Annotated in this window: 14 protein-coding genes and 1 tRNA gene; 6 read left to right on the top strand and 9 right to left on the bottom strand. The window is 46.3% G+C overall.

Translation table 11 applies throughout. The features are described from left to right. Positions 1-273 precede the first annotated feature (273 nt). Positions 274-3798, top strand: coding sequence for a calcium-binding protein (locus QUB77_RS25000; RefSeq protein ID WP_333178245.1), 3525 nt, complete (start codon positions 274-276; stop codon positions 3796-3798). Here QUB77_RS25000 and QUB77_RS25005 read toward each other — a convergent pair. Continuing rightward, positions 3795-3977, bottom strand: coding sequence for a hypothetical protein (locus QUB77_RS25005; RefSeq protein ID WP_333178243.1), 183 nt, complete (start codon positions 3975-3977; stop codon positions 3795-3797). The two genes, QUB77_RS25000 and QUB77_RS25005, sit on opposite strands and share 4 nt — an antisense overlap. 108 nt (positions 3978-4085) lie before the next feature. Here QUB77_RS25005 and QUB77_RS25010 point away from each other — a divergent pair. The 4 genes from QUB77_RS25010 (at position 4086) to dpdE (ending at position 9559) form a co-directional block, all read left to right on the top strand. Next, a tRNA-Gly gene (locus QUB77_RS25010) sits at positions 4086-4157 on the top strand. Positions 4158-4211: 54 nt separating this feature from the next. Continuing rightward, positions 4212-5159, top strand: a complete 948-nt coding sequence (trhO, locus tag QUB77_RS25015; RefSeq protein ID WP_333178240.1) for an oxygen-dependent tRNA uridine(34) hydroxylase TrhO — start codon at positions 4212-4214, stop codon at positions 5157-5159. Positions 5160-5375: 216 nt separating this feature from the next. Further along, positions 5376-6032 (top strand): glutathione S-transferase, encoded by a 657-nt coding sequence (locus tag QUB77_RS25020; RefSeq protein WP_333178237.1) that lies wholly within the window; start codon positions 5376-5378, stop codon positions 6030-6032. A 194-nt stretch (positions 6033-6226) separates the two neighbouring features. After that, positions 6227-9559, top strand: coding sequence for a protein DpdE (gene dpdE, locus QUB77_RS25025; protein WP_333178234.1), 3333 nt, complete (start codon positions 6227-6229; stop codon positions 9557-9559). A 263-nt stretch (positions 9560-9822) separates the two neighbouring features. Here the strand turns inward: dpdE and QUB77_RS25030 are convergent, their stop codons facing one another. From QUB77_RS25030 to gatB, 8 genes are all read right to left on the bottom strand, one after another. Beyond that, positions 9823-10002 carry a type II toxin-antitoxin system PemK/MazF family toxin gene (locus QUB77_RS25030; protein WP_333178254.1) on the bottom strand — a complete coding sequence of 60 codons (180 nt, stop codon included), beginning with the start codon at positions 10000-10002 and terminating at the stop codon, positions 9823-9825. Continuing rightward, positions 9971-10162: a type II toxin-antitoxin system PemK/MazF family toxin gene (locus QUB77_RS25035; RefSeq protein ID WP_333178231.1), complete on the bottom strand. Its 192-nt coding sequence runs from the start codon at positions 10160-10162 to the stop codon at positions 9971-9973. The genes QUB77_RS25030 and QUB77_RS25035 overlap by 32 nt, the downstream gene beginning before the upstream one ends. Beyond that, positions 10149-10373, bottom strand: a complete 225-nt coding sequence (locus tag QUB77_RS25040) for a CopG family transcriptional regulator (RefSeq protein WP_333178229.1) — start codon at positions 10371-10373, stop codon at positions 10149-10151. Before QUB77_RS25040 ends, QUB77_RS25035 begins: the two co-directional genes overlap by 14 nt. A 134-nt stretch (positions 10374-10507) precedes the next feature. Further along, a complete protein-coding gene (locus QUB77_RS25045; RefSeq protein ID WP_333178227.1) occupies positions 10508-11740 on the bottom strand; it encodes a pentapeptide repeat-containing protein in 1233 nt (410 codons plus the stop codon). Positions 11741-11850: 110 nt separating this feature from the next. Further along, positions 11851-12486, bottom strand: a complete 636-nt coding sequence (locus QUB77_RS25050; RefSeq protein ID WP_333178224.1) for a Uma2 family endonuclease — start codon at positions 12484-12486, stop codon at positions 11851-11853. An 80-nt stretch (positions 12487-12566) separates the two neighbouring features. Next, complete coding sequence (locus QUB77_RS25055; RefSeq protein ID WP_333178221.1) at positions 12567-13142, bottom strand: Uma2 family endonuclease; 576 nt, start codon at positions 13140-13142, stop codon at positions 12567-12569. Positions 13143-13181: 39 nt separating this feature from the next. Continuing rightward, positions 13182-14348 carry a pentapeptide repeat-containing protein gene (locus QUB77_RS25060; RefSeq protein WP_333178218.1) on the bottom strand — a complete coding sequence of 389 codons (1167 nt, stop codon included), beginning with the start codon at positions 14346-14348 and terminating at the stop codon, positions 13182-13184. 363 nt (positions 14349-14711) lie between these two features. Next, the gene (gene gatB / locus QUB77_RS25065) at positions 14712-16214 is read right to left on the bottom strand and encodes an Asp-tRNA(Asn)/Glu-tRNA(Gln) amidotransferase subunit GatB (RefSeq protein WP_333178215.1); all 1503 of its coding nucleotides are present in this window, start codon (positions 16212-16214) and stop codon (positions 14712-14714) included. 547 nt (positions 16215-16761) lie between these two features. Here gatB and QUB77_RS25070 point away from each other — a divergent pair. After that, the gene (locus QUB77_RS25070) at positions 16762-20037 is read left to right on the top strand and encodes a PAS domain S-box protein (protein ID WP_333178212.1); all 3276 of its coding nucleotides are present in this window, start codon (positions 16762-16764) and stop codon (positions 20035-20037) included. The last annotated feature ends 361 nt before the right edge of the window (positions 20038-20398 follow it).

Raw genomic sequence — 20398 nt, forward strand, 5'->3', positions numbered from 1 at the left:
ATTCATTTTTTTATTCACGATCGAGTATTGCATATAATTGTATCATAGTCTTGATAATGATTTAGGATTGCTATAGTTAATAAAAATATTGTGTTTTACCTTACCAGATGCTATTATAAATCGCATTTTTTGTCGAAAATGAAACAAATTTTGGCTAAAAAAAGTTTTTTGGAAAGTTTGCATAATTTTGGGGAAAAAGCACTGATAGATAATTAGGGCGTAGTAGCTAAGTAAAATTAGCCCTCGCCTGTTTACCGTAAGCAGGAAAAAACATTGGCAGTATTGACTGGTACATTGACAAATGACAATCTCATCGGCGGGCCTGAGAATGACAACATCTCAGGGCTTGAGGGCAATGACACCCTCGCTGGCTTAGATGGCAACGACAGCTTGCTAGGCGGTGCAGGAAACGACAACCTCAGTGGGGGTGGGGGCAATGACAGCCTGCTTGGTGATGACGGCGATAACACCCTAGATGGAGGCATCGGCAACGACTTTCTGAGTGGAGGTTTCGGCAAAATTAGTCTGGCTGGTGGCGATGGAGATGACTCGCTCCAAGGCGGCGGTGGCTCTAGCATTTTAGATAGCGGTGCGGGCAATGACCGCCTCTTTGGTAGCTTCAATAGCCTCCTCTTAGCAGGAGACGGCAATGACTATCTCAGTAGTGATCGTGATAGCACCTTAGAAGGGGGTGCTGGCGATGATACGCTTGCCGGATTTGGCAGTGGGAGGGTGGTGCGAGGTGGTGCAGGCAACGATCGCTATCTCCTGCGGGATTTTAGCCAGAATCAACTGCAAATTCAGGATACAGGTGGCATCGATCGCTTAGACTTTGTTGATGATTTTGGCATCGATATCAGTACCAGTCCTACCCTGTCCATGTCGTTGTCATTGTCATCCGGAAATATAGGCTTGACTCGACAAGGCACGAGTTTACTGATTGACATCAACAAAGACGGCATCGTCAGGGCGGCGGATGACATTGTAATTTCCGACTTCTTCGGTGCATCGGCGACTGTCGAAGGTGCTGGCTTCATCGAAAATGTGGGCAGCCTCACGGGTGCGGCAATTCTCGCTGCTAATCTAACTGAGGCTACGGCGGCATCAGGAACCAATGCAATCACCGGTACTCCCGGTGACGATAACCTCACAGGCACTGTCGGCAATGACAACATTACAGTGCTTGACGGTAATGACACCATCGCTGGCTTAGATGGCAACGATACCTTGTTTGGCGGTGCAGGAAACGACAACCTCAGTGGAGGTGGAGGCAATGACAGCCTGCTTGGCGATGACGGCAATGACACCTTGGATGGGGGTGTCGGCAATGACTTTTTGAATGGAGGTTTCAGTGGCAAAGACAGTCTGGCTGGTGGCGATGGAGATGACACGCTCCAAGGCAGCAATGACGCCTCTTCAACTTTGGATGGTGGTGCGGGTAATGACAGCCTCTTTGCTAACTTCCCAAGCCTCCTGTTAGGGGGAGACGGCAATGACTTTCTCCGTGGTAGTCAAAGCACCTTAGAAGGGGGTGCTGGCGATGATACCCTTGCCGGATTTAGCTCTGTGTTGCGAGGCGGTGCAGGTAATGATCGCTATCTCCTGCCGGATAACGGGAAGATTCCACTTCAAATTCAGGATACAGGTGGCATCGATGGCTTAGATTTTGTTGACTTCAACGGTAATATCAGTACCAGCCCAGCCCTATCCCTGTCGTTGTCATCGGGAAATACAGGCTTGACCCGACAAGGTACTAATTTAGTGATTGACATCAATCAAGACGGCATAGTCAGGACTGGGGAGGAGGTGGTGATTTTAGACTTCTTCGGTGCATCGGCGACTGTTGAAGGTGCTGGCTTCATAGAAACTGTGGGCAACCTCTCTGGTACGGAGATTCTCGCGGCTAATCTGACTGAGGCTACGATAGCACCCGGAACCAGTGGCATAACGGGAACAGCAGGCAACGATAACCTCACCGGCACTGCCAGTAATGACAACATCTCAGGGCTGGAGGGCAATGACACCATCACTGGCTTAGAGGGCAACGACAGCTTGCTCGGCGGCGGAGGAAACAACAGCCTCAGTGGCGGTGGCGGAAATGACAGCCTTCTTGGCGGCAATGTCGATGACACCCTGGATGGAGGTATCGGCAACGACTTTCTGGATGGAGGTTTCGCTGGCAAGGATAGCCTGGCCGGTGGTGATGGAGATGACACGCTGGTAAACGGCTCAAATTTGGAGGGCGGTGCGGGTAATGACAGCCTCTTGGGTAGCTTCAAGAGCGTCGTCTTAGGAGGAGACGGCAATGACTATCTCAGTGGTAGTGATGGTAGCACCTTGGAAGGGGGTGCTGGCGATGATACGCTCTATACCAACTTTGGCAATGGCAGTGTGCTGCGAGGCGGTGTAGGTAACGATCTCTATCAAATCCGACAGGATCAGGGGACCAATCAAATTTCGATTCAGGATACAGGTGGGATTGATCACCTAGATTTCGTTACTTTTAACGGTAATATCAGTACCAGCCCTACGCTGTCGCTGTCGTTGTCATCGGGAAATACAGGCTTGACCCGACAAGGCACTAATTTAGTGATTGACATCAATAAAGACGGAATTGTCAGGGCTACGGATGACATTGTAATTGCCGACTTCTTCGGTGCATCGGCGACTGTCGAAGGTGCTGGCTTTATCGAAACTGTGGGCAACCTCTCTGGTACGGAGATTCTCACAGCTAATTTACCAGAGGCCACTGCGCCCACACCCACTGCGCCCACACCCACTGCGCCCACACCCACCGCGCCAACACCCACCGCGCCAACACCCACCGCGCCGACACCCACTGCGCCAACACCCACCGCGCCAACACCGGTTGCACTCCCACCGCTGCCACCCACACCGATACCCACACCGGTTACGACGCCCACACCGGCTACAACACCTACACCCGTTTTCACTCCCGCATCGCCTGTGACGATCGCACTTCCGATCGCACTCACAGTCACAAGCGCACCCGCACCGACAGGCTCAGCGTCAGGGAATATCGGCAGCAACAGCAATGACGTGATTATTGCGATCGACGCTAACAGTCCCGTCTACGGCAACAAAGGCAACGACACCTTAATCGGCAATAGCGAAAACAACACATTCTTCGGAGGCAAAGGAGACGATGCCTTATTGGGCGACGACGGCAACGATCTCCTCTTTGGCAATGACGGCAATGACACCGTGATTGGAGGCGACGGTAACGATATCGAGTTAGGAGGAAAAGGTGATGACTTCTTGTATGGCGGCGGCGGTAACGATGCCATCAGCGGCGATCTCGGCAACAATACGTTAGCCGGCGACGCTGGTAATGACTCCCTGTACGGCGGTAAAGATAATGATGCTTTGCTGGGCGGTACTGGCAACGATTTCCTCTATGCCAAAGAAGGCAACGACATTCTCAGTGGCGTTGACGGAGTTGCTGCTAACCCAGGGCTAGGCGAAATCGATACCCTGATTGGTGCAGAAGGCAATGATACTTTCTTGCTGGGAGATGCCACCAAGTTCTACTACAACGATGGCAACGATACGGGCACTGGCGCAGGCGACTACGCTTTGATTGTCGGTTTCAACCCGAGTGAAGATATCCTGCAACTTCAAGGTGCTCCTAGCACTTACCAGTTAGGTGCTTCGCCCGAAGGATTGCCTGCTGGAACCGCTATTTTCAAGAAGACTTCGGGCGCCGATGAATTGATTGCGATCGTCCAATCAGTTTCTTTCCTGGCTATTGACAGCAACTCTTTGCGCTTCGTCTAAGAGGTGAGGGCGATCGATCGCCCGATCGTTTCTCCAATAGCCTCGGCGGTTGAAACCGCAGCTACACAAACGATGTCCACTCCAAGCGGACTGAAGAATAGAAGTATAAGTCCTGCACCAAACGCAGGACTTTTTTTGGCTGGACGTGCGATCGGCGATCGGCCAAAATTGATTGTCAAAATGCTATACTCAAAATCAGAAAATAGTTGTACAATGTTTTTCTAGTCGTTTTTTACCGATCGGCCTCCACAATGAAACAAGGTGAAAACAGGTAAAAAACACTAAGCGCGGGCGTAATTCAGTGGTAGAATGTCAGCTTCCCATGCTGAACGTCGTGGGTTCGAGTCCCACCGTCCGCTTTGACTGAATTTTCATATTTATATGAAAATTAATTAGTGCTATAAATTCAATCTATGGCTTATTTCTTAACCGCTGCTTTATATAAGTTCGTTGAACTACCTGATTTTGCTGACCTGAAAGCACCGCTACTCGATTGTTGCAACAAAAACAACGTCAAAGGCACTATCTTACTCGCCTCTGAAGGCATTAATGGCACGATCGCAGGCTCATCCGAAGGCGTACACGCAGTGCTGGCATTCTTGCGTAGTGACCCGCGTTTTGCGGATCTTGTACACAAGGAATCTTTCTCGGAAAAAGCACCTTTTTACCGCCTGAAAATACGCTTGAAGCGCGAAATCGTCACGATGGGAGTACCGGACATTAATCCCCGCCTCATGGCTGGCAAATATGTTAAGCCTGATGAGTGGAATAAGCTGCTTGACGATCCCGATGTTGTCGTGGTTGATGTTCGTAACGACTTCGAGGTATCTATGGGTACTTTTGAAGGCGCTATTAATCCAAAAACAAAAAGCTTTTCTGAGTTACCGGAATGGGCGCTGCAAGAAGCTGCTTTACGCGATAAACCCAAAATAGCAATGTTTTGCACGGGTGGTATTCGCTGCGAGAAATCTACGGCTTTTTTGCGTAGTCAAGGTTTTGAGGAAGTCTATCATCTCGAAGGCGGAATTTTAAAATATTTGGAAACAGTGCCGGAAGCAGAAACTCGTTGGGAAGGCGAATGTTTTGTCTTTGATGAACGGGTTTCTGTGGGTCAGGGGTTAAAGCCGGGAAACTATGAACTTTGTCGCGGTTGTCGTCACCCGATTAGTCAGGAAGATAAGGCTTCTGAATTATTTGTACTTGGTGTGAGTTGTCCTCATTGTCATGACTCAAAAACTGAAACCAAAAAACAAGCCTTATCTGAACGTCAACGTCAGATTGAGCTTGCTAAGCGTCGCAACCAAGTACATATAGGCGCGCGCTACGATGCGAAGGAAAAAGTAGATGGTGCGATCGACTAATATTATTATTCACTAAACTCCAAGAAACCCCGTTTCTAGGAAAAATCTTGTTTAGCGACAATAAATCTACGAAAAAACCGGGTTTGGGACCCGAAAAACCCGATCGCGCGATCGACTAATTATATCGTTTCCCGTTGCATCGGCCTAATAAAATCGAGTCAACAGTCAACCGTCAACAGTCAACAATAATTCCGGTGTAACCGGAATTGATATTATATGTCAGCAATATACCCGATTTTGTATTCCTTCCGCCGCTGTCCCTATGCTATGCGCGCGCGCTTGGCCTTGATGGTTAGCAATCGGGTGTGTGAGTTACGGGAAGTTGTTTTGCGAGACAAACCACAAGAAATGTTGGAGGTATCTGCCAAAGGTACAGTACCAATATTAATTGATGTTGACGGGCGGGTACTCGATCAAAGTATCGATATCATGTTGTGGGCATTGAGACAACACGATCCTGAAAAATGGTTGATGCCACAGCAAGGTTCTGTTGCAGAAATGCTGGAACTAATCGCTCTATTTGATGATAGATTTAAATATCATCTTGACCGTTATAAGTACCCCGCTCGTTATCCCGGTGTTGATGCCCAAGTACATCGTTATGAAGGTTCTTTATTTCTCGACAAACTCAACTCACAGTTAAGAGCAACTAAATATTTATTTGGTAACAATGTAGCATTAGCTGATATGGCGATCGCACCTTTTGTTCGTCAATTTGCTCATACCGACCCAGCTTGGTTTAACGAACAGCCTTGGCCACAGCTACAAGCTTGGTTAGCAGGGTTTACAGAGTCTGAAATTTATGCAAGTGTTATGCAGAAATACCCGAAATGGGAATCCGGTAATCCCGGCGTTATTTTTCCTTTCTCGTAATTACTTATTCTTATTCGCTGTCAGCATATTTATTCAATTACTAAAATGTTAGCAATGCTAAACAGATTCCTTTCACAATACCAGATTGACTGTCATGGGACTAGAAAAGTGATCCGCGCAAAAATTGCCGATTGCTAAAAATTTTAACATGAAAGGATTTACTGTATTCTAGTAAATGTTATCACGCTAAAACTATGATTGATGTTGGTTCGTTAGTTCGATCGCCCAGAAACGATTTGGGAGTCGGAAAAGTTGTCGAGGTATCGCGTACCGAGGCGGTAGTTGAATATTTTTGCTCAGTTAAAAACCGCATCCGCAAAACTGTACCCTTGGGCTTGCTGCAAGAAGCCAGACTTCAGCGCCAAACCCGGTGCTACCTCTGGAGTACCACTCAGGAAAGATGGATAATTGGGCGAGTTTATGATTGGGATGAAGATAAATTAGAGTACGAAATTGACCTCCCCGACAGCCAAAGTTTGCAAGCTGTTGAAAGCGAACTTTACGTTCGCTGCAATATCCCGATCGCCGATCCGATCGACATTTTAGCAGTCAAAGGCCAAGAAACGCCGTATTTTCACGATCGCCGATTGGCATTCGTTCAATCTGCGATCGAACAGCGGGCCGTCAGCCGCGGCATGACCGGTTTAATTTCTGCTAACATAGACCTCTATCCGCACCAAGTTGAAGTCGTCCGGCGCGTCCTAGAAGACCCTATCGTGCGCTATTTATTAGCAGACGAACCAGGACTAGGAAAAACAGTAGAAGCCGGGACAATTCTCCGCCAATTTCTGCTAGACGAACCCAACGGGCGCGCGGTTGTTATCGTTCCCAAATACTTGCTCGAACAGTGGCGGCAGGAGTTGGAAAATAAATTCTATTTGTCTCATTTTGCTGACAGAGTGCAGCTTGTTGCTGTTAGCGAAATCAATCAAGTTAGCCGCAACGCTAACCTAGATTTTCTGATTGTTGATGAAGCGCATGATGTGGCAGCAATGGCACATTCGAGCGATCGTACTCAGCAGCAGTCGTTTGAACTTTGTCAGAAACTAGCTCAGAAAAGCAAAAATGTATTGTTATTATCTGCAACGCCAGTTCTCGGCCGCGAGCAAGATTTTCTAACGATGCTGCACTTGCTAGATCCCACAACTTACCGTCTTGATGACCTGGACAGCTTCAAAGAACAGGTGCAAAACCGTCAAGAAATCGGTCGCGCTTTGCTAGATTTTCGAGAAAATGCCAAGCCTGCTGTTTTGCAAGCAAAACTCGCTCAACTTCGCACTATTTTTGCTAAAGATGATTATTTAATCGGCTTAGCAACAGAGTTAGAAGGTTGTTTGAAAACTAAAGAAACCGCCGAACAGGCTCGGCTTGTCCGAAATATCCGCACTCACGTTAGCGATACTTACCGCCTGCACCGCCGCATCCTTCGCAACCGCCGCGATGCGGTTGAGGATGTGATTTTCGACCGAGATGCTGTCCCCAAAACTGAGTATGACCTGAATGATGAACAGTGGTCGGAAATTCAAACCGTACTCGATAAATGGCGCACAGTCGCTCCCAAGTCGAGCGAATATCAGAGAATTTTTCTGCTGTTTTTCCGCGCTTCTGGTACTTGGCTGAATGTTTTAGAACGGGTTGTCAAAGCTCGTTTGCAGAAAAAATCGACTCCAGAACTCGATCGCGAATTTGGACAAAATGACACGGCAATTTTGACCAAAACGGCGCTGTTTCCCGAAGAAAGGGAAATGCTGGAAACCTTGCTCAACACCCTGGAAAAGCCCCAGGAAGGACTCGATCGACTGAGTTTGTTACGAATCGCGATTCTCCGATTTCTCGCAGTTGCTTTGAAGGTTCCGCGCGAGTATCACAGCAAACCTCGCGATTTGCTGTCGAGAATTCAACAGCAAATTAAACGGCCGATTCCGGGCGAGCGTTTTCCGAAGATTGTGATTTTTACCAGTTTTACTGCAACTTGTAAAGAGATTGCGGAAAATTTAGCTAAAATCTTTGGTAAAAATGCGATCGCCAGCCATGACACGAGCAAATCGGCTGATGATGTTGAGGCTAGTCTCAAGCGGTTTAAGACTGAACCGCATTGTTTTATCTTAGTGTGCGATCGATCGGCGGAAGTAGGGGTAAATCTACAAGTGACAGATTGGTTAGTTCACTTCGATTTGCCGTGGTTTCCCAACCAGTTAGAACAAAGACTCGGCAGAGTCGATCGCATTGGCAGCAAAATGGGAGTGCAATTTTGTTTGTTTGCAGGCCCGGATTTGCCAGAGAGTCCCCACGAAGCTTGGTTTCAAGTTTTAAAAGATGGGTTTGATATCTTCAACAAATCTATTGCCAGCCTTCAGTTTTATGCTGAGGAAAAACTTCTCAAACTTGAAGAAAAGTTGTTTGCGGAGGGAGGCAAGGGCTTATCAAGCGAAATCGAAGCGATTAAAACTGAAATCGAACAAGAGAAAATCAAAATTGACGAACAGTACGTTCTCGATGAAATTGATACTCTTGATGACAGCGCATCTCAGTATTTTGAATCTCTCGACAACTGCGATGCTAAGCATAAAGAAATGCAGCGGGCTACTGAAGGTTGGTTGTGTCAAGCTCTTCACTTCAAACAAATCGAACATCCGAGTGTATCGGGGTTGATGCGCTATAAACCTACTCAAAAAACGTTAATTCCCTCGAACGATTTGATGACCAGATTGGTTCCTTATTGCCAGCAATATGGTAGTTACAATCGCCGGATTGCTTATCAGAATGCGGATGTTGCTCTTTACCGCATTGGTGAGGGATTGATCGATGCACTTGGCTCTTATATTCGCTGGGACGATCGCGGTCAAGCTTTTGCCATGTGGCGGCATGATGAAACTTGGGATGCTGCGCCCGGGAAGGAGTGGTTTGGCTTTCAGTTTAATTATTCAATCCAGACTGATGTGCAGCCGGCCGAGCAAGTTTTGCAAGCACAAAATATCGAAAATTACAACTTGAAAGCTTTGCAGCGCCGCGCTGATTCTTTGTTTCTGCCCATTTTTGAAACTGTGTTTGTAGATGCTCGCAGCGAAGAAATGTCTCTAGTGGAAGATGCGGAAATTCTGGCGATTTTGCAGCGGGCTTATAAGGGGAAAGGCGGGCAGAATCGGGATTACAATTTGTCGAAAAATCGCACGTCGCTGATTGACAGTTTTGTCGATCCGCTAGAATGGGATGATTTTTGTCAAAAGGGACGGGTGGTATCGGAGAAATTGCTGCGCGGGCGATCGGCTTTTGTGGAAATGTGCGATCGATCTGCTGTCACGGCTGCTATCCAACTCGAAAACCGGGTGAATCAATTGCAGTTGCGCTTGAATCGACTTTCTAAATCCGAACAACTTTTAGAATCGGTTTTAGCTGAGGAAATCAGTACGGAAAGTTTGTTGAGTCAAGCGGTGTTAGATGGTATTCGCCGCCCAAATCTGACTCTCGAATCTGTTGGATTTATTGTGATTTCTGGGCGTCCTCCTTTACAGGAGGATGAGGGGTAATTTGTTTGGGAGGGCGATCGCTCTTTTTGACCCGATTCGGAAGCACAGGCGAGACGCCCGTGCCACGATGGAGGGATATGGATAAAAGGGCGATCGCGCTGGGCGTTGCTGAATAACGGTATGATTTCCGGCAGATCCCCGGCTTCTGAATCAAATTCAGTTACTGAAAATCCGAGTGGCAAGAAAGAAGTCGGGGATCTGGTTTGTGTTTTCATACTTCGGATCAGCAACGCCGAAAAAGTTATGTTGCGGATATATGACACTTAATCAACCTCTAAATGCAGTTTGAGAGCACCATTTACCAACTGCATGATTTCCTCACTCAAACTTCCTACTACATCGCTGCTGATGCGCTGTTTAGAAATTGTCCGTACTTGCTGTGCTTGCACTTTAGAAGGTTTGGGCAAACCGCTATCCTCTGGATTTAGCAACACCTCGTGCATGGTAGACACGGGTTATATTAGAGGTAATTGGTAGAATTGTAACTGTATTGGCAGCACGGTTATTAGCGTCATTGCTCACCACCAATACGGGACGGCGTTTATCTATCTCAGAACCAACCGTAGGACTGAGATTAGCGTAGTAAATTTCACCACGTTTCATCTGTCAATCCATCGCCAACTGTTACATCCCAAGCGGAGTCTACTTCACTAGATGCTTGTCGGTAAGCAGATTCTAATTCTTGATTTCGCAGCAATTCCAAAGCTACTTCAATTACTTGGGAGGGCGATTTGCATCCTTTAGCAATTTTGTAAGTTTCAATAAACTTTAGTAGCGATTGTGATAAGGAAATTGATATTTTTTCAGCTTGCATTAGCTTAGCAATTGGTAATTACAAAGATTTTTACTCAATTATAGCACAAGCAGTAAACCAGAGTAAATTTTACTATTTACATCGCGATCACCCTTTTTGTGGCAAGATGGATGAAAGGGATTCGCACTTACCGACTAAACCTCTTCAAAAATTGCCCCTCGCTGCTGTAAATTCACCTGCATCTCCTCCTCCATTCCTGAATTGTTCCCGAATCTGGCTGACTCGACATTCGCACCGCTGAAATTAGTATTTGTTAAGTTCACTTCCAGCAGATTTGCGCCACTCAAATTGGCACCGCTGAGGTTAGCTAAAGCTAGACTTGCTTTATGCAAATCTGCACCGCTTAAATCAGCATTTCCTAAGAAAGCGCCACTCAAATCTGCACCGCCGAATTTGGCATTTTGCAGGTTGGCGTCGCTGAAATCGGCATCGTTTAAGGTTGCACCCCGGAAATTTACCCGATCGAGATTTGCGCTGCTAAAATCCACTGCACTTAAAGTCGTTCCGCGCAAGCTGCTACCCGCGAAATCTAGTGCTGGATTGAGATTGGCGATTTTTGCCAACTCCACAAAGGTGTCGGTTTCAGCGGAAATAATGCGATCGACCATTTCCTGCAATTGGGATTCAGCTTCCGGGACAATTTCCACTTCGCGCGGTTCAACCGGAGGTAAATTGTAGGACAATAGCGCCCAACTGAGGGCAGGTTGGAGTTTATGTTGTTGCAAGTATATAGTCAGGATTCTTTCTAAAACAGAATGTTGATTTGGCGTGATATCGTGCGGCCACAAACCCTCCGCATCTGTGAGATTAATATCTTCTTTAGCAACCTCAAAAGCGGCTGCCATCCGAAATTCTTTGCCAGAAATTTCTCCCAGCTTAGCATTTTTTAGCAAACCTTTTAATACTGATTTGCCCTGTTCTACTGAAAAAATCCAAGCTGGCGTTGTATCATCGCTGATTGTGGAAACGTGACAAAATATGCTCTCTGTCTCCTTAATTTTTTCCGCCTTCTCCTCGCCCTGAAATCCCCGCTGACTTTCGGTTACTAAATTTTCTGCACTGCTTTGAATGGGCAGAGTTTCTTGAATTGGCAAAAGCTTGAAAGAACCGACTAACTGACGTGAGGCTACGGGTATTTCGCAGTTTTCTAGATAGAGTTTGAGCGTTCCGCCTTGCAGACCAAATTTGACGCGGCCACCGAGTAGCGGTTCCCAATGCTCGTTAAAATTCAGGCTCAAGTGAATGTCTAGCTGCTGGGTTTGGGCTGCAACCGATGGCAGGGGAATTGCTTCTAATTGCATCCACAAGCAATCTGGGTATTTGTTGTGAGACTCTAGCGAGCGCATATCGGGTAGAATTGCTGGCACTACCAGCCTGTAATTGATATTTAAATTAGTTTATCATCTCTATTTTATCACTATACAGCTTTTTTTTGTGGACACAATTGTAAATTTTGTTTAATTTGAGCTGCAACTCATTAGTTTTGCTGAATTTGGCTTTTTACCCAATTCCGAAATGCTTTCACTAATTCCAAATATTCCATTGTTTCTGCTTGTTCCAAAAATCTGACAATCTCTAATATCGGTAAGCTGGGAAATGCTAAACTTATCTCGCCCTCAACGTATTCTCCATTTTCTAATCTGTTGATTCTGAGCCGCGATCCATTATAAATCCAAACTTCCGGCACTCCCAGATCCGCATAAACCTGTAAGCTATTTTCGGAACGACTGGTAATATCAATTTCTACCACTAAATCCGGCGGCGGATCTTGATTCATGTCGATTCTTTTTTTGCCTTTAACTGCACTAACATTTTGGATGTAAAAACATTCATCAGGTTCTACACCGCTCAGTTCAGGGCGCTTGAAAGTTGTTGAACCCCGGGGGGCAATGTTGAGTTCCAATTCTTCTGCTAGGGTTTCAACAAATCGACCCATTACTTTTTTGTAAAGTTCGTGTTCTGGGGATGGTACCATAATTTTCAAATTGCCGCGATTATATGTCAGTCGAATTTGCCGATCGCCAATTTCGGCAAGCAAAGTTTCGTAGGTTTGCCAACTGATACCCGATAGTTGGACAATTTGTTCGGGCGGGGAGAGAGTTTTAGCTGTCATAGTGCTACTTTGGTGAAGAGTTCGTAGGCCGGGGCCGGGGCGTAGCCATCGCACTTTTGCATTATATCATCGAAGGAAGCTTAGGCTGGAAATACCGAAGACAAATCTAGAGACAACTCTGGAAAACCCGGAATTACCACCGTCTGATTTGGCAAAACAACTCGTTGCAATTGATAACTATAACTCCCGTTTTGTTTCTGATAAGGTTCGCTGTGCATTTCCAGTTGATTATCAACCAAATTAAATATCCAATAATTAGAAATCCCAGTCTCAGCATAGAGAGGCAACTTGGTTGTGCGATCGTACTTCAACGTAGAATCCGAAACCTCAATTACCAACAAAATATCAGCAGGCTGCGGGTGAGAAGATAAATAATTGTCATCACGATTGCGAGCAATCACAACATCAGGCTCTGGTTCGCTATCATCAGACAAAATAATTGGCTCTTGTGCGCGCACGCGAGCGCGTCTTGCCAGTAAAATGATTAACTCCTCAACTAAAAGACTGTTACAAAAAGAGTGCAGCCTACCTTTAGCAGACATAATGATAATTTCTCCGCGAATCAATTCAACTCGGTCATCGGGGGCGAAAAATCCCAGTTCTCCCAAACGGTGATATTCGGCGATCGAGAATCGTTTTGCAGTTACGGCAGTCATAGCTTTTATTACCCTCTACAATTACCAACATTTCCAATTCTACTCAAAAAATCCACCCCGTGCGGTCAATTCAACCTTCACGGCGTCAGAAATTCCCAGACAACCAAAAAACTTCGCATTTTTAACCACCGTATTTTTTAAATCAGCGCGGCTCAAATCAGCCCCGTTTAAATTCGCACCACTCAAATTAACACCGCTTAAATCAGCATTCTTCAAATCAGTATTTGTCAAATTTGCATTTACTAAAATCGCATTCGGTAAATAAGCACTGCTCAAATTGGCGCCGGTTAAATTTGCACCGCTCAAATTCGCACGGGGCAGCTTTGTCCGCAAATCAGCACCGCTCAAATTGGCGCTGCTGAGTTCAGCATCCCGCAAATTAGCATTGCACAAATTAGCATCAATTAAAATAGCAGCGCTCAGCAAAGCACCGCTGAGATCGGCCAAAGTCAAATCTGCCCCTCGAAGGTTGGTTTCGCGCAAATCAGCACCGTTAAAATCAGCGTAGTGCAAGTCAAAACCGCTTAAATTAGCCCCAGCAAAATCCTCAATCGGATTCAAACCAACTGTTTCTGCAAGTTGTACAAAACTCTTATTTTTATCAATTAAAAACAGTTCCCGGACGATCGCCAATTGCTGCTGTCGGTAATCGTCGGCCTTCTCGTAATCTGCTAAATACTTATAAGCAAGCTTCAAATTCTTGAGGGCATTGCGCTCAATGCGATCGTCCTTGCAGGCGCGCGCGATCGACAACTGCTCGTGATAGCATTCGATCGCACCAGGCAAATCTCCCTTAGCATCGTAAGCTAGCGCCAAATTGCCCAAAGTTTCCAACTCAGAGCGCCCGTCGCCAGTGTCCCGCGCGATCGCCAAACGCTGTTTCTGGTAATCAATAGCACCAGAAAAATCCTCCAGAGCACAGCTAGCATTGCCCAGATTTCCCAAAGCATTAGCCTCGCCCCGGCGATCGCCAATTTCCCGCGCTAACACCAAATGCTGCTGGTAGCAGTCGATCGCCTGAGCATAATTTCCCAGCGCTTCGTAAGCTACGCCCATATTACCCAGCGCCGCACCCGATCGGCGCTTATCGTCCATTGAGCGATACAGCGCCAGCGCTTCCTGCCAAGAACCCAGCGCCGCCTCAAATTGACGCGCCTGATATTGCGAAATCCCCTGCTTGATTAGCTCGCTAGCTTGTTCGCTCATAATGTCAAAATTAGTTAATAACTAAAGTTGATATTAATCGACTCAAAGCGGTAATTGCTAATCGGTAATCAGTAATCGGGGATCGGTATGGCAAATCCCCCTCTCCCCCCTCCGTATTTTCACGTCCGTGCAAAAAAAAAGACAAAAAAAAGAGAGAGCTACCTAAGTAACTCTCTCTGCCATCAGGGTGCATCTACATAACACAATATAACACGGTCGGCATGAGGGGTGTCACCCCCAAACGTGAAGATGTTGTAAAGAAATGTAGATTAATTATAAAGTTACGAGCCAGGGATCGCGGCGAGTTCAGGAAAAACCGCTCGCCCGCCGCTGTATCCGCTACACGCCCCCCTTAAAAACTGCTTAACCTGGGCCGTTAAGCTTCGCCGCCAGCAGCTCATTGGTCAATTTTGGATCGGCCCGGCCGCCCGTTTCCTTCATCACCTTGCCCACAAAAAAGCCCAGCAGCTTAGTTTTACCGCCTCGGTACTGTTCGAGCTCCTTGGGATTGGCGGCTAACACGGCATCGATCGCTCGATCGATCGCCCCTGTATCCGAAATTTGAATCAAACCCTTGCTCTCAACGAACTTCTGAGGCGAACCACCGTTTGCCAGCAACTCCGGCAAAATATCCTTAGCGATTTTGCCACTGATCGTACCGGCCTCAATTAGTCCCAGCAGTTCGGCTAAATCCTGCGGTTGGAAAGGAATTTCTGCGATCGCCAGTTTCTCATTTTTCAGATAAGCAGTAATATCGCCCATCACCCAATTCGCAGCTTGTTTAGCCACAGCACCGGCCGCGATCGATTTTTCAAAATACTCCGCCACCGCTTTGTCGTCAGTCAGCACCCGCGCGTCATAGGGAGAAAGACCGAGCTCAGTTTCGTAGCGATTGCGCTTCATTGCTGGCAATTCCGGCAGTTGAGCTTTCCAATCCTCTAATTGCTCGGCAGAAACTTTGATCGGAGGCAAATCCGGTTCCGGGAAATACCGATAATCGCTGGCACCTTCCTTAACCCGCATACTGAAAGTACACTGCTTGTTTTCATCCCAAAGCCGGGTTTCTTGGACGATGGTTTCGCCATTTTCCACAGCTTGAATTTGCCGCTCGATCTCGTAATCGATCGCCCGTTCGATCGCATTAAAAGAGTTCATATTTTTAATTTCCACCTTCGTGCCGAACTCTTTTCTGCCCACGGGGCGCACCGAAATATTCACGTCGCACCGCAGCGAACCTTCCTGCATATTCCCGTCGCCAACACCGATGTAGCGCACGATCCGGCGCAATTCTTGACCGTATTCGGCTGCTTCCGCGCCCGATCGCAAATCCGGTTCCGAAACAATTTCGATTAGAGGCACACCGGCGCGGTTGTAATCCACCATTGAATAAGTTGAACCGCTGAGCCGATCGCTACCGCCGTGAACCAATTTTCCGGCATCTTCCTCCATGTGCAAGCGAGTGATCCCGATTTTTTTTCTAGTAGAATTTCCCGTCTCATCCACCAGTTCAATTTCTAGCCAACCGTTAGTAGCGATCGGCAAATCGAACTGAGAAATTTGATAATTTTTCGGCAAATCGGGATAGAAATATTGCTTGCGGTCAAACTTACTGTAAGGTGCGATGGAGCAGTTGAGAGCCAGCCCTGCTTTCACCGCATACTCCAGCACTTTTTGATTTAATACTGGCAACACTCCAGGCATTCCCATACAAATTGGGTCAATGTTAGTATTTGGAGCATTGCCAAATTCTGTAGAAGAACTGGAGAAAATTTTAGTATTCGTACTCAATTGACAATGAGTTTCAAGACCGATAATGGCTTCGTACTGAGTTCGGTTTTTTATCGAAGAAGGTGCAGCAGCAGTCATAAGCGATTTAAAAGACTGAATAACTTTAGATTATATTTTAGCTTTTTATTGACCAAAGTGAGTGGGGATTATTTGTAGGTAGCGGCGGTTTCATGGGTGTCAGCAAGCGCGTCAAACCCTTAGTTCGGCAGGTTTAAACCCCTGCCGGAATCTGCTGGAAAAGCGCCTTTCGTTTAGTAGAGACAGGGATCGGCACACAAAATACCCTGCTACAGAGTTGCGATGCGAGCGAGGCCCAGATCCACACCAATCTCCTTTTGATCGCCCCCAAACAACAACTCTATGCAAAAATATACTTAGCGCCTGCTCCTGCCCGCACCCTTCCCTTACGCAGGAGAGTTTTAGATCGATCCACCACAATTGCCGATCGATCTGCACCCCAAATCCTTTGACTGGCAGCCTTTAATAACGCCGCCCGCCTCCAACGATCGGCTCCACGCACACACTAAAAATTAAAAATGTATAATTTAACAGGAAATTACATATTTTTATTTTTTAAGCTTTAATTTTGAATTCTCAAAGTAACACTTGCCTAAGTGTCAAAACTATGCCTGAAATTCCAGTTGAAAGTGCCAAACTGTTTCAGAACAGCATCACTGAGCTAGAGCAGGCGGAATCAGCCCTCGAACTCGCTTGGAACGAACTCGAAAAACAAACAGCAGAAACCATTGCTCACATTGCCAAAGCCGGCTCAGCAAACACACAGGAACTCAGCGACCGCTTGGTCGGGGCGAAGCAACTCCGGCAGCAACTTCAAACTCAAATAAAAAAAGCCAACTCGCGACGGGAATTTCACCTAGAAAACTCCCCAATGGCCGTTATAGAGTGGGACAAAGAATTTCGGGTAGTGCGCTGGTCGCCAATGGCAGAACAAATATTTGGCTGGAGTGCAGCAGAAGTAATCGGCAAATACTGGCACGAATGGTCAATAGTTCATCAAGAAGACTTCGAGCAAATGTGCGCCGTCACCAATCAACTGTTACACAACAGAGAAACCCGCAACATTTGCCGCAACCGCAACTATACCAAAGATGGCTCGATAATTTACTGCGAATGGTACAATTCTGCACTCATCGATGAATCGGGGGCAGTAGTTTCAATTCTATCTTTTGGTAGAGACATAACCAATTGCCACCGCATTCAAGAAGAACTGCACCGACGCGAAAAAGCTTTCAGCACCCTAGCGGAAAATGCGACCGATATCATCGCCAGGTTTGATCGAGAATTCCGCCACATTTACATCAACCACGCAGTAGAATCAGCAACCGGAAAAACCCCCGCACAATTGATTGGCAAGAGTTATAGAGAATCAGGAATGCCACCACACTTGTGCGACCTGTGGGACGAGACTTTTTTGAAAGTTTTTGGCACCGGCAAACAAGAAACCATAGAATTTGAGTTTCCCACTCCCGATGGCATAAAACATTACCACTGTCGAGTCATTCCCGAATTTGCTGAAGACAATTCAGTCGAAACACTTTTATCCATTGCCCGCGACATCACAGAACTCAAACAAGTAGAATCGCAGTTGCGACAAAGCGAATCCAAATTTAAAGCCATAGTTGATTCTAACATGATCGGCCTAATTTTTTGGGATCTTAACGGCAGCATTACAGATGCCAACGCCGCTTTTTTAAACACGGTAAATTATACGCGGGACGATCTGCTTGCAGGAAGAGTTAACTGGCAAGAAATGACACCGCCAGAATACGTGCGTTTAGATACAGAAAAAGTTGCCGAGCTGAAGGCCAGAAATACGGTTGTTCCCTTTGAAAAAGAATTTATACGCTCCGATGGTAGCCGCGTTCCTGTGCTACTGGGTAGCACATTTTTAGAAGGAACGAAGCAGTTAGGCGTCAGTTTTGTGCTGGACTTAAGCGAGCGCAAGCAGGCAGAATGGGAACTGCAAAAACATCAGCAACTTTTAGAGAGTATTGTTACCACAATACCTAACTTTCTCTACATTTACGATGCCGTAGAAAACAAAAATATTTATGCAAATGAATCGATCACAGCCATGCTGGGATACACTCCCCAAGAATTGCAAGATTTGGGTACAGACGCTCTCGCTAACTTAGTTCATCCCGAGGATCTGTTAAAGCTAATTACAGGTATGGAGCGGCTCAAACGCAGCAGTAATCCCTATGAAACGGATGACATAGACTACAGAATCAAACACAAAAATGGGGAATGGCGCTGGGTGCACGATCGCTCTAAAATTTTCAAAAGAACCCCAGACGGACAAATTTTACAATTTATCGGTTCCGTACTTGACATCAGCGATCGCAAAGAAGCCGAAGAATCATTAAAACAGCAAAAAGAACTGCTGCAAACTATCTTCGACAACGTGCCGATCATGCTCGCTTTCTTAGATAAAAACGGTCAAATAAACTGGGTAAACCACCACTGGGAACAAGTGCTCGGCTGGAGTTTTGCAGAAACCAAAGCTCGCGATATGTTGGCAGAATTTTATCCGCAGCCGGAATACCGCAAATACGTCTTGGACTTCATCCAAGCAGCAACTCAGAACTGGAGCGATTTCAAAACAAAAGTTAGAGACGGGCGAATTATCGACACTTCTTGGGCAAATGTTCACCTTTCCGACGGCAGTTGTATCGGCATTGGTCAAGATATCACCGAACGCAAACGAGTAGAAGCGGAACTCAAAGAACTCAACGAAACTTTAGAAGCTCAAGTCGCCCAGCGTACCGCAGAATTAGAGACTTTTTTTGATGCTTTGCCCGATCGCATTTTTGTGGTCGAACGCAAAAATATGCGCCAGCCTTTTGTCAACAAAACTATTGCCAAAATTTGCGGTTTTAACAGCAGCAAAGAGATGCAGGGCAAAACAGTTTTTGAATGTTTTTCCCCCGAACTCGCAGAACGATTTTGCCGGGAAAATTTGCAGGTATTTGAAACAGGCGAAACTCTGCACTTTCAGGAAAAGTTCGTGAGTTACGGTGGCAATTCCTACTATGATACTTTTAAAATTCCCCTGAGAAATCTCGATGGTGAGGTTTATGCTTTAATTGGCACTTCTCGCGATATCACTGAGTTGGTAGAGACAAAACAAGCTTTGTCAGAACGCACAGAGCAATTAGAAGCTGCCAATCAAGAATTAGAATCTTTTTCTTACTCAGTTTCCCACGACTTGCGCGCACCTTTGCGACACATTTCAGGTTTTGTAGAAGCGTTGAAGCAGCGGCTAGAATTAACTGAGGCTTTGAGCGATCGCAAAATAGTTCACTATATGGAAGTAATTGAAGACAGCAGCCAAAAAATGAGCCTGTTGATTGACGGTTTGCTCGCCCTGTCGCGGGTGAGTCGCACCGAGTTGAGGAAAATTCCGATCGATCTGAGCCGTTTGGTACAAAATGCGATTAAATTGACTAAACCACCAACCGTCGCACATCCGACCCAAACTCCCCACAGCGTTGAATTTGCAGTCGGAAATTTACCGACGGTAATGGGAGATCCAACCTTGCTGCAACAAGTGTTCAGCAACTTGATTAGCAACGCCGTCAAGTTCAGCCGAGGACGCACTCCGGCTACAATAGTTATTGAGGGTTTACCTGATGGGACGATTTTTGTCAAGGATAACGGGGTGGGTTTTCCGATGGAATATGCCGATCGCCTGTTTGCAGCCTTTCAGAGGCTGCACTCCCAGAGAGAATTTGAAGGTACGGGCATTGGTTTGGCGATCGTCCAGCGGATTATTCACCGCCACGGCGGCACGGTTTGGGCCGAAAGCCTACCTAGTCAAGGAGCCACCTTTTACTTTAAACTAGGGCAAACAATCTCAAACGGTAGTATAGATTCGTAAGTTAAGTGTATAAGAGTTTTAAATTCTGAATTTAAAACTCTTATACACTTAAATAAGTCACAATCCATGAGAGCATCAGAATTTTGGTGTGACAGGAATGTTCACTTCGTCAGGGATGGAAGCGAAAGATCTAGGCTTGGCAGTGCAAGATGCTCGTACTCCTAAAAAACGCTCTTTAAAAAATTGGGATGATCCCCAATCGGTTCTGTCAGCCCTCGACGGCCGGTGCTAAATAAAAGTTTTGAGAGTAGAGTATATAATTGATTTTGCTAAAAATATCGAGATAAAATTAACAAGCAAATTCCGTCTAATAAATTACTAGCAACAACACGAATAACCAATTGAAAACCTACCCAATACC

The sequence above is a fragment of the Microcoleus sp. AT9b-C3 genome (genome assembly GCF_036705485.1).
Classification (GTDB): domain Bacteria; phylum Cyanobacteriota; class Cyanobacteriia; order Cyanobacteriales; family Microcoleaceae; genus Microcoleus.